This is a genomic window from Streptomyces sp. SP18BB07 (assembly GCF_036322545.1).
Classification (GTDB): domain Bacteria; phylum Actinomycetota; class Actinomycetes; order Streptomycetales; family Streptomycetaceae; genus Streptomyces; species Streptomyces deccanensis.
The window spans coordinates 183,128-193,281 of sequence record NZ_JAQYWT010000349.1; the positions used below are offsets into that span (position 1 = coordinate 183,128).

Genomic DNA, 10,154 nt, shown 5'->3' on the forward strand with positions numbered 1-10,154 from the left:
TATGGAGGTCATCGGAAATCGGATGGAGCCGAATCGCGTGTCGATACGTCTATTCGGCGACGTCCCGACGACGACGCCGAAGTGACCGAAGTACAGGTGCAGGTGTGACGGAGGTGCAGGGCGATGGCCGGTTTCCGGAGTCTGGCAAGACAGGTGCGAGATCCCAGGTGCGACCTGGCACTGCGGCGTTATTCGCTGCGCAAGTGCCTTGAGAGGTTCGCCCCCTACGGGCATCGGGCGACGTGGGACCACTTGTGCTCGCGGGCCGGCTTCGGCCCCGAGGACCGCAACCCCGACCCGGCGCGGCTCGTGGCCGCACTGGAGGAGTTGGAAGAGGCCCGCTCCGTCTGGCTCGACTACGAGGTGCAGTTCGCGCGGCGCCGCAAGAAGGAGAAGTACGACGGGCTGCGCAGGCCGGGCAGTGTCGACGACTGGCACCGGCTGACCTGGGGCGGTTTCGGCGTCGCGTGGTGCGACGACCCGAAGGTCCATCCCCGGGAACCCCTGGCGGAGGTGCTGCGCCGGCTCATCGCCGCGCTGGAGCGCGAACCGGGCTCGACCTGCCCGGTGTGCGAGGGCGAGCGCCTCGTCTGGATGTACGACCTGGCCCATGAACCGTCCTCGGGCCCGGTCTGCACGGAGTGCGGAATCGTGGTGCCACGACCGGTGCTCACACCCGAGGCCCTGGCGGAGTCCAGGCGCGGGCGGCTGCTGGTCTCGGCCTAGCGCGGCGGGGGTGCGCCGGGGATGCCGCACCCCCCTGTTTGTGCGTCCACGGTGCTCCGGTACGGCGTGCCGGCTACGGCCGTCGGACGTCCGTGTGGATGGCGAGCTTGAACTCGGCGAGGGTGATCGCCGTGGCCCGCTTGATGTCCCCCGACCCCCGCGCGGATATCTTCAGGCCCAACGGCATGCCCTTGTGCACGAACATCTGCCACACGCAGGTGCGGTACTGACCGCCCCGGGTGCTCACACTGTCCGTCGTGCCCGTGGAGTCGTACTTCTTCTTCGTCAGGTTCAGAGGGTCGCGCACGAAGCGGGTGCGGTACTCCAGAGTCCTGGCGTCGGCCTCCCAGAACACCATCGCCGACAGCACGCCCCAGCCGTCGTGGCTGGGCCAGATCAGTCCGGAGCGCGGGTCGGGGAACTTGGCGGCGGTGCCACCGCCCTGCGCCGGGTCGTGCATCTTCCAGGGGTCGTACGACTCCTCGGTCGCCTCGTACGGGAAGCGCACCAGGTGGTAGCCGTCCGGGTCGTAGCTGATCCGCTGCGTCCCCGAGTGTGCCTTCTCCCACTTCAGCGAACAGATGACAACGCTCATCGGCGCTCCTCGCCCTAACTGTGCCCCTGCTGTGTTCTTGCCCTGCCTCGCCGGGGGACGCGCCGCGCCACCCCTCCGTGTCCATGACACGGCTGCGGTGAAAGCGGTTCCGGCGCGGGCGCTCTTACCAGTCCGAAATCCACTCGCTCCACCCCTTTCCCGTCCGGACAGTTGGGGTCGATGAGACACCCCTGAGCTGCCCAGGACCGAGGAGAGGCCGATGTCGACGCTGCGCGTCACCGCCGAAGTGCTGACGATCCACGAACACCCGAACGCCGACGCGCTCGAACTGGCCCAGGTGGGCCTGTATCGAGCCGTCGTGGCGAAGGGGGCGTACCGCACCGGTGACACCGCCGTGTACATCCCGGAGCAGTCCGTGCTCCCCACCGCGCTGATCGAGGAGTTGGGGCTCACCGGCCGGCTGGCGGGCGGCAACTCGGACCGGGTGAAGGCGGTACGGCTGCGGGGCGAGCTGTCGCAGGGCATCGTCTGCCGGCCGAGGGCCCTCGCGGACGTCGATCTCACGGCCGCCGTCACCGACGGCACGGACTTCGCGGAGCGGCTCGGCATCGTCAAATGGGTGCCGCCGATCCCGCCCACGATGAGCGGTGAGGTCGAGTCAGCGCCGGATCTGCTGCCCTGGGTTGACATCGAGAACATCCAGCGCCACCCCGGCATCTTCACGCCCGGCGAGCCGGTCGTCCTGACGGAGAAGCTGCACGGCACGGCCTGCCTGGTCACGTACCTCGCCGAGGGCGGCCGGGTCCAGGTGTCCTCGAAGGGCTTCGGGTCGAAGTCCCTGGCCCTGAAGGAGGATCCGCGCAATCTGTACTGGCGTGCCGTCCACGGTCACCGGGTGGGCGAGGTCGCGGCCCGGCTGGCCGAGCGGCTCGGCGCGCGCCGCGTCGGGATCTTCGGCGAGGTCTACGGCGCCGGGGTGCAGGACCTGACGTACGGCGCGGACGGCCGCCGCGACACCCTCGGGTACGCCGTGTTCGACGTCTCCGTGGACATCGACGGCCGGGTCCGCTGGCTGGACTCCACGGAGCTGCCCGACCTGCTCGACGGCGAACTGCCGCTGGTACCACGGCTGTACGAGGGCCCGTACGCCGTCGACCGGGTCCTGGAGGTGGCCAGTGGACGGGAGACGGTCTCCGGGCGCGCACTGCACCTGCGCGAGGGCGTCGTGATCCGGCCGGCCACCGAGCGGTACAGCCCCGTGACCGGCGGGCGGGCCGTCGCCAAGGCGGTCAGCCCGGCGTATCTGACCCGCAAGGGCGGCACGGAGTACGAGTGAGGGCCGCGCCCGGGTGACATCAGCCCCCCACGGGATCTCCGGGGGACTCGTGGGGTCCGGGGCCCGGGAGCTGCCGTGTCAGCTCCCGGGTTCCCGCTGTTCGGCCTTCCGGCGCTCGACCAGGAGGCGGGAGCCGCTCTGCCGTTCACCGAAGATGTCGTCGGGGTTGGAGAGCACACAGGTGTCCATGGACAGACAGCCGCAGCCGATGCAGTCGGTGAGATGGTCCCGCAGCCGGTTCAGCTGCCTGATCCGTTCGTCCAGCTCGGACCGCCAGGCCTCGGAGAGATGGGCCCAGTCCTCCCGGGTCGGTGTCCGTTCCTCGGGCAGTTCGGCGAGCGCCTCGCGGATCGTGGCGAGCGGGATGCCGACGCGCTGCGCGGCACGGACGAAGGCCACCCGGCGCAGAGCGTCCCGGCTGTAACGGCGCTGGTTGCCCGTGGTGCGGCGGCTGCTGATCAGCCCCTTGGACTCGTAGAAGTGCAGCGCGGAGACGGCGGCACCGCTACGGGCCGACAGCTGGCCGACGGTCAACTCGTGGATCTTCTCAGGGATCTGGGGCACCCCGCCGAGCCTACCCATACCCGAAAGGGTCACGGTCCGTTGACAGGGATCGCGCGGCCGACCATGCTAAGCAGTCGCTTAGACATCGGGACCAGGGAGGCCGAGACATGGCAGAGCCTAGGATCTTCACGTCCGCCGAGGAGCTGAAGGCGGCGGTGGGCGAGTCGCTGGGGTACAGCGACTGGCTGGAGGTCGACCAGAAGCGGATCGATCTCTTCGCCGAGGCCACCGGTGACCACCAGTGGATCCATGTGGACCCGGAGAAGGCGGCGGCCGGGCCGTTCGGGACGACCATCGCCCACGGTTATCTGACCCTGTCCCTGCTGCCGTTGTTCGTTCCGCAGGTCCTCAAGGTCGACAACGTCAAGATGGGCGTGAACTACGGCACCAACAAGGTCCGCTTCCCGGCGCCGGTCCCGGTCGGTTCCCGGCTGCGCGCCACCGCGACCCTCCAGGACGTCACGGAGGTCGGCGGGGGTGTCCAGGTCACGGCCGCGGTCGTCGTGGAACGCGAGGGCGGCGAGAAGCCGGTGTGCGCGGCCGAGTCGGTGTCCCGGTACTACTTCTGAGCTCGACAGTGGCGCGGCGTTCGCGACCGCCGCGCCACGAGCGAGTCCTACCCGGGCGCCACGGCGCGGCCGGTCTGCGGTGAGATCGCCCCCGCGCACAGACCTCGGGCGGACAGTCCCTGCGCGATGCGCGGGAGCGCCGCGCGCGCGTTCGCGGACCAGTCGTGCATGAGGATGACCTGGCCGTTCGTGAGGCGGGCCGCGGCCTGCACGATCGCGTCGGTGCTCGCGCCGTTCCAGTCCTGCGAGTCGACGTTCCAGATGATCTCGGTCAGGCCGTGCCTGGCCGCGACCGCCTTCACCGTCGCGTTGGTCTCGCCGTACGGCGGCCGGAACAGCTTCGGGGTGCCGCCTCCCGCGCTCGCGATCGTCGCCTGGGTCCGGGAGATCTCCGAGTCGATCTGCGCCTGGCTCAGCTGGGTCAGATGCGGGTGGGTGTAGCTGTGGTTGGCCACCCACATGCCGGCGGTTACCTGCGCCCGGACCAGGGCGGGGTTGGCGGCGGCGTACTGGCCCTGGTTGAACATGGTGGCCCTCAGTCCGTTCTGCCGCAGCGCGGTCAGCAGGGACTGCGTGCTGGTGGACGGACCGTCGTCGAACGTGAGCCCGACATAGCCGGTGCAGGCGGCGGCCCGCTCCGGTGCCGCCGTGGCGGCGGTGAGCGTCAGGGGTACGGCGCTCATCAGGGCCGTGGCGACGACCGCCAGCCGGTGCACCGATCGCCGCGGCGAGCGGCGCGGTCCGGTGCTCACGGGGACACCGTGATACTGGAGCTGCCGCTGCTCTGGTATCCCTCGGTGGCCATGATCATGTAGTAGCGGAAGCTGCCGAGGGGTATCCCCGCGCGGGCCCAGGCGTCGAAGTGGTTGCCGGTGGTGATGTTTCCGCCGGTCCGCTTCGACTGCCGCACGCTCCAGTACTGGTCGAAGGTGCGGGTGCCCTCGACGGAGGGGGCGTTGTACCGCGTGGTCTTGTAGATGTCGTACGTGCCGCCGTCGCTGGTGACCGTGCCCTTGTACGTGCCCGTGGGCCGGTAGGTGCCCCAGTTGTCGACGATGTAGTACTCGATGAGCGGACTGGCCGTCCAGCCGTAGAGGGTCAGATAGGCGTTGCCGGACGGACTGAAGGTGCCCGAGTAGGTGACGGTCCTGCGGGAGCCGTTGCTCCAGCCCTTGCCGGCCACGAAGTTGCCGGTGTTCCGCCAGGAGGTCCGGTAGGTGCCGCCGGAGGCCAGGGTCATGGAGACCGTGCCCGGGGCGTCGGTCCAGAACGAGTAGTAGAAGCCGTTGTTCGTGCCGGTCTGGTTGGTGGTGACGACCGTGTCCGCGCGGGCCGTGCCGGGCAGGGCCAGCGTGGTCGCCGCGGCCATGGCGGTGGCGCAGACACCGCTCATGAAGAGCCTGCGGCTGGGGGGCGGGGTGGGTGCGGATTCTGGTGCGGGTGCGGGTGCGGGTGCGTCGCTCATACGCGCGCGTCCTCCTCGGGCTCGTGGGGTTCGCCCTGTCATCCCGGGAGTGTTGGCCTGCCCCTGCCAACTGTCAATACTTTCGGCATCGAGCCCGAAACATTCGCGGTCCGCACCAGCGACAACCCGCCAAGAGCCCGGCGGAAGGGATCAAATCACCGGCCAGAGAGTTCGAATGTTTCGACGGTCGGTCCGATCGCCGAGGGTCACTTCTTCGCGCCCACCATGCGCAGGACGAGGTCCGCGTAGAGGGTGCCGACCTCGTCGGGGGTGCGGGACCCGTTGACGTTGAACCAGCGGGCCACGTCGATGCAGAGGGAGAGGATGGCGATCGACGTGCCGCGGACGTCGGGGACGTCGAAGTCGCCCGCGGCGACGCCGTCCTCGATGATGCCGCGCACGGCCGCGTCGTTCTCACGGCGCAGGGTGACGATCTCGGCGCGGGCGTCGGGCCCGAGGGCGTCGAGTTCGTACTGCACGACACGGGCGACGGTGTGCTGTCCCGCGTGCCAGCGGACGAAGGAGCGCACGGCCTCGGCCAGCCGGTCGGCCGGGCCACCCTCGGAACGGGCCGCCGTACGCAGGACGTCCAGGGCCTTCTCGTGACCGATGCGGCTGATCCGGTGGAGCAGCTCTTCCTTGGTCTTGTAGTGGATGTACAGCGCGGCGGGGCTCATCCCCGCGCGACCCGCGATGTCCCGGGTCGTCGTCGCGTGGTAGCCACGCTCGGCGAAGGCCTCCACGGCGGCCACCAGCAGCCGCCGGGCCGCGTCCGGGTTGACCTCACCCCACGGCTGCGGCTCGCCGCCCGCCGTCTCCTCCGCCGTACTCATCGCTCGTTCGCCCCTTCCGATGGCTCGGCACCACCATACCGCCGAAGGTGAGCGAGCGCTTAGAAGCCCCGCTCAGGGCCGTGCCGTACGGCAGCAGGGGTCGCGCGCCGGAGCCGCACGCCCGGCCTCGGAGCTTTTCGTCAGAGCTTTTTTCGTCAGAGCTTTTCGAAGGGGTCGTGCTCGGCGAGGAGCTTCTCCAGCCGGGCCTGGTCGACCCGGCTGACGATCCGGCCGGCCTCCTGGCGGTCGCGGATCACCTTGGCCAGGGTGAAGGACGAGGTCACGAGGTAGAGGACCGCGATGGCCAGGAAGGCGCGGACCCAGGTGTCGGCGTCGAGGTTGTAGATGCCGACGGTGGTGGCCGCCATGGCGACGGCGAAGGAGGCGACGGCCTGACCGTAGAAGGCCGCCGTGTTCTGCTGCTTGACCGGTGTCTCACTCATGGGGACATGGTTCGACGGATGTGGCCCGAACCACATCCGTCGGGATACTCAGCCTGCTGCCCTCCCGTACTCATGCCGCACCGGCGCCCGAACCGGCGCGCGCACCGGGACTCAGAAGGCCGAAACGCCCGTCAGCGCCCGCCCGATGAGCAGTTTCTGTATCTGGCTGGTGCCCTCGTAGAGCGTCATCACCCGGGCGTCGCGCAGGAGCTTTCCGGCCGGGTACTCGTCGATGTAGCCGTAACCGCCGTAGACCTGGAGGGCGTTGTTCGCGGCGCGGACGGCGGCCTCGGAGGCGAAGAGCTTGGCCTTGCTCGCCTCGGTGGCGAAGGGCTGCCCCCGGTCGACGAGATCGGCGACGCGCCAGGTCAGCAGCCGGGCCGCGTCGACGTCCACCGCGATGTCGCTGATGAGTTCCTGGACGAGCTGGTGGTGGGAGATGGGCCTGCCGAACTGCTCACGTTCGCCTGCGTAGCGGACCGCCGCGTCCAGTGCGGCCTGGGCGATGCCGACGCAGCCGGCGGCGACCGACATCCGGCCCTTGGCGAGCGCGGACATGGCGACGGTGAAACCCTTGCCCTCGGGGCCGAGCATCGCGGAGGCGGGGACGCGGACGTCCTCCAGGACCAGTTCGGCGGTGGCCTGGCCGCGCAGACCGAGCTTGCCGTGGATGGTGCGCCGGGTCAGGCCAGGGGTGTCCGTGGGGACGAGGAAGGCGGAAACGCCTTTGTGGCCGGGGGCGTCGGTGGAGCGGGCGAAGAGCAGGACGACGTCGGCCCAGGTGCCGTTGGTGATGAACATCTTGGTGCCGCTGATGACGTAGCTGTCGCCGTCGCGGACGGCCCGGGTGGCGAGGTTGCCCGCGTCGGAGCCCGTGCCGGGTTCGGTGAGACCGAAGCAGCCGACGTACTCCCCCGCCGTGAGCCCCGGCAGCCAGCGGCGTTTCTGCTCCTCGTCGCCCCAGGCCGCGATCGTCTTCGCGACCAGGCCGAGGGACACGGAGACGATGCCGCGCACGGAGGAGTCGCCGCGGCCCAGCTCCTCGGTGACCAGGCAGTACGTGAGGTGGTCGCCGCCGGAGCCGCCGTACTGCTCGTCGACGGTGAGCCCCAGGAAGCCGACCTCGCCGAGCTTCTTCACGATCGCCCGGTCGACGTTCTCGGCGCGGTCCCAGTCGATGACGTGCGGGGCGATCTCGCGCTCCACGAAGTCGCTCGCGAGCCGGCGCGCGGCGGTCTGTTCCTCGCTGAGCTCCAGGTTCACGCGACCCGCCTCTCGTCCGTTCTCCATTTAATTACCACTGCTAGTTTTATGCCGCAGCCCTACTATGTGCGCCATGGCCCGACCGCGCAAGCCCTTGTTGAGCACCGACCGCATCGTGGAGACGGCGCGGGCACTGGTGGACGCGGAGGGGCTGGCGGCGGTCTCCACGCGACGGCTCGCCGCCGAACTCGGGGTGAGCGGGCCCTCCCTCTACAACCACTTCCGCACCATGGACCAGATCCTGGAGGCGGTCGCCGACTCGGTGAGCGCGCAGGTCGATCTGTCGATGTTCCGGGACGGGCGGGACTGGCGGACCGCGCTGCACGACTGGGCGGTGTCGTACCGGGCGGCACTGCGCGACCACCCCAACATCGTGCCGATCCTCGCGCGGGGACCCGGGCGGCGGCCGGCGGGACTGCGGGTCGCGGACGTCGTGTTCGGGGCGATGGTCGAGGCGGGGTGGCCGGCGGCCCAGGCCACGTCCATCGGGGCGCTGATGCGGTACTTCATCATGGGCTCCGCGATCGGCTCGTTCGCCGGGGGCTTCGTGGACGACGAGAGCGCCTACGACCCCGCCGACTATCCGCACCTCGGCCAGGCCCACCTGCTGGCCGAGCAGCAGCAGAAGGTCGACGAGCGGGCGTTCGAGGTGGGGCTGCGGGCGCTGCTGGACGGGTTGGAGCAGCAGTACGAGCTGGTCGGGCCCCGGTAGGGCGCCGCCGACAGGGCTCCGCCGGGGGTGCGGGGCACCTCGCGCCGCGCCGCGAACGGACCGGGCCGCGGCCCCGGACCGGAGTCCGGAGCCGCGGCCGGGACTGTCGGCGCGAGGGGGGAGCCGGAGCGGGTTAGCTCTCCGCTCGTGAACTCGCCCTTCCCGCGAGGATCTTGATCGAGATCAGGGCGATCACCGAGAGCACGATGATGTACGCGGACACCGCGAGGGACGTGCCGGTGGCCTCCAGGAGGAGGACCATCAGGAACGGGGCGAGGCCGCCGCCGAGCACCGCGGCGATCTGGTAGCCGAGGGAGGCGCCCGTGTAGCGCATCTCGGGGGTGAACAGCTCGGCGAACAGGGCGGCCTGGGGGCCGTACATGATGCTGAGGAAGCAGCTGGCGACGAAGGTGCCGACGGCGAGCCACAGCAGGGAGCCGGTGTCGATGAGCAGGAACAACGGGACGGCCCACAGGGCGATGCCGGCCGCGCCGAACGCGTAGATCCGGATCCTGCCGACGCGGTCGGAGAGGGCCGCGGCGGCGGGGATCAGCACCAGCTGGGTGAGGCTGACGCACAGGGAGACCGCGAGGACGGCACTGCGTTTCATGTCGAGTTCGCGGGTGGTGTAGTCGAGGACACCGGCGATGAGGATGTAGAACGTCGCGGTGTTCACGGCGAAGGAGCCGCCGGCCAGGAAGACCGTGCCGAGATGACCGCGCAGGATCGTCCTGAGCGGGGAACTCTTCTCTCCCTTCTCCTTCTCCGCCAACTCCCGCTCCGCAGCGCGGAACGCGGGGGTCTCCTCGACGTGGCGGTGGATGTACCAGGCGAGACCGAGGACGAACAGGCCGACCAGGAAGGGCACGCGCCAGCCCCAGGCGGCGAAGGCCGAGTCGCTGGTGGCCGCGCCCACGACCAGGAACATCGTGTTGGCGCTCACCACACCGATGGGGACGCCGAGTTGGACGAAGCTGCCGTACACCCCGCGCTTGCCCTCGGGGGCGTACTCGGTGGCCAGCAGCATCGCGCCGCCCCACTGGGCGCCGACGGCCACGCCCTGGGCGACGCGGAGGAGGACGAGCAGGACCGGGGCGGCGATCCCGATCGTCTCGTACGTGGGGAGGAGGCCGATGCCGGTGGTGGCGACGCCCATCAGGGTGAGCGCCAGGACGAGCATCGGCTTGCGGCCCCGTTTGTCGCCGAGGTGACCGGCGACGACGCCGCCGAGGGGGCGGGCGAGGAAGCCGACGGCGAAGGTGGCGAACGCGGCGAGGACCCCTGCGGAGGAGCTGCCGGCCGGGAAGTACAGGTCGCCCAGGACGAGGGCGGCGGCGATGCCGAAGACGAAGTAGTCGTACCACTCCACCGCCGAGGCGAGCGCCGCGGCGGTGGCCACCTTGCGGTGGCTCTGGGGGCGGGGGGTGGTGGTGGGGACGGAAACGGGAGCGGTGTCCATGTGAGCACACTCCGGTGGGTGCGGGGACGTTCCGGGGAAGAGGAACGTACTGACCGGACGGTATGTGGGTCAACGGTCGTGCATGGATGGGTTCGGGTGGGGGGTGGGTTTTCGGGTGCGGGTGGGTGGGGGCTGGTCGCGGCGTTACCCCCCCCCCGCAAAAAATAAGGCCCCAGCCGGCCGGAAAACAACACCCCCCCCCCCGCCCCACCGGCGCCCGGGCGGCGG

The 10,154-nt window shown here is 70.3% G+C and carries 12 protein-coding genes; 4 read left to right on the forward strand and 8 right to left on the reverse strand.

Annotated elements, in window-relative coordinates; genetic code table 11:
* Positions 1-123 precede the first annotated feature (123 nt).
* Positions 124-726, forward strand: a complete 603-nt coding sequence (locus PUR53_RS35035; RefSeq protein ID WP_045557032.1) for a hypothetical protein — start codon at positions 124-126, stop codon at positions 724-726.
* Positions 727-799: 73 nt separating this feature from the next.
* On the opposite strand, the gene PUR53_RS35040 is transcribed toward PUR53_RS35035, so the two are convergent.
* Positions 800-1,321: a hypothetical protein gene (locus tag PUR53_RS35040; RefSeq protein WP_329910873.1), complete on the reverse strand. Its 522-nt coding sequence runs from the start codon at positions 1,319-1,321 to the stop codon at positions 800-802.
* Between the two features lie 220 nt (positions 1,322-1,541).
* Between PUR53_RS35040 and PUR53_RS35045 the strand changes: the two genes are divergently transcribed.
* Complete coding sequence (locus PUR53_RS35045; RefSeq protein WP_329897612.1) at positions 1,542-2,618, forward strand: RNA ligase (ATP); 1,077 nt, start codon at positions 1,542-1,544, stop codon at positions 2,616-2,618.
* 78 nt (positions 2,619-2,696) lie between these two features.
* Here PUR53_RS35045 and soxR read toward each other — a convergent pair whose 3' ends face one another.
* On the reverse strand, positions 2,697-3,182 hold the full coding sequence (soxR, locus tag PUR53_RS35050) for a redox-sensitive transcriptional activator SoxR (protein WP_329897611.1): 486 nt from the start codon (positions 3,180-3,182) through the stop codon (positions 2,697-2,699).
* 107 nt (positions 3,183-3,289) lie between these two features.
* On the opposite strand from soxR, the gene PUR53_RS35055 reads away from it, so the two are divergent.
* Positions 3,290-3,751, forward strand: coding sequence for a MaoC family dehydratase (locus PUR53_RS35055; RefSeq protein ID WP_329910874.1), 462 nt, complete (start codon positions 3,290-3,292; stop codon positions 3,749-3,751).
* A 47-nt stretch (positions 3,752-3,798) separates the two neighbouring features.
* Here PUR53_RS35055 and PUR53_RS35060 read toward each other — a convergent pair whose 3' ends face one another.
* From PUR53_RS35060 to PUR53_RS35080, 5 genes are all read right to left on the reverse strand, one after another.
* Entirely contained in the window at positions 3,799-4,503 is a 705-nt protein-coding gene (locus PUR53_RS35060; RefSeq protein ID WP_329910875.1) for a polysaccharide deacetylase family protein, read from the reverse strand.
* On the reverse strand, positions 4,500-5,216 hold the full coding sequence (locus PUR53_RS35065) for a glycoside hydrolase family 11 protein (protein ID WP_329910876.1): 717 nt from the start codon (positions 5,214-5,216) through the stop codon (positions 4,500-4,502). The genes PUR53_RS35060 and PUR53_RS35065 overlap by 4 nt, the downstream gene beginning before the upstream one ends.
* A gap of 206 nt (positions 5,217-5,422) precedes the next feature.
* On the reverse strand, positions 5,423-6,049 hold the full coding sequence (locus PUR53_RS35070; protein WP_329910877.1) for a TetR/AcrR family transcriptional regulator: 627 nt from the start codon (positions 6,047-6,049) through the stop codon (positions 5,423-5,425).
* Positions 6,050-6,204: 155 nt separating this feature from the next.
* Positions 6,205-6,492: a YiaA/YiaB family inner membrane protein gene (locus PUR53_RS35075; RefSeq protein ID WP_033531601.1), complete on the reverse strand. Its 288-nt coding sequence runs from the start codon at positions 6,490-6,492 to the stop codon at positions 6,205-6,207.
* Between the two features lie 111 nt (positions 6,493-6,603).
* On the reverse strand, positions 6,604-7,755 hold the full coding sequence (locus PUR53_RS35080; protein ID WP_329910885.1) for an acyl-CoA dehydrogenase family protein: 1,152 nt from the start codon (positions 7,753-7,755) through the stop codon (positions 6,604-6,606).
* Between the two features lie 73 nt (positions 7,756-7,828).
* Between PUR53_RS35080 and PUR53_RS35085 the strand changes: the two genes are divergently transcribed.
* Positions 7,829-8,467 (forward strand): TetR/AcrR family transcriptional regulator, encoded by a 639-nt coding sequence (locus tag PUR53_RS35085; RefSeq protein WP_329897606.1) that lies wholly within the window; start codon positions 7,829-7,831, stop codon positions 8,465-8,467.
* 133 nt (positions 8,468-8,600) lie between these two features.
* Here PUR53_RS35085 and PUR53_RS35090 read toward each other — a convergent pair whose 3' ends face one another.
* A complete protein-coding gene (locus PUR53_RS35090; RefSeq protein ID WP_329910879.1) occupies positions 8,601-9,926 on the reverse strand; it encodes an MFS transporter in 1,326 nt (441 codons plus the stop codon).
* Between the last annotated feature and the right edge of the window lie 228 nt (positions 9,927-10,154).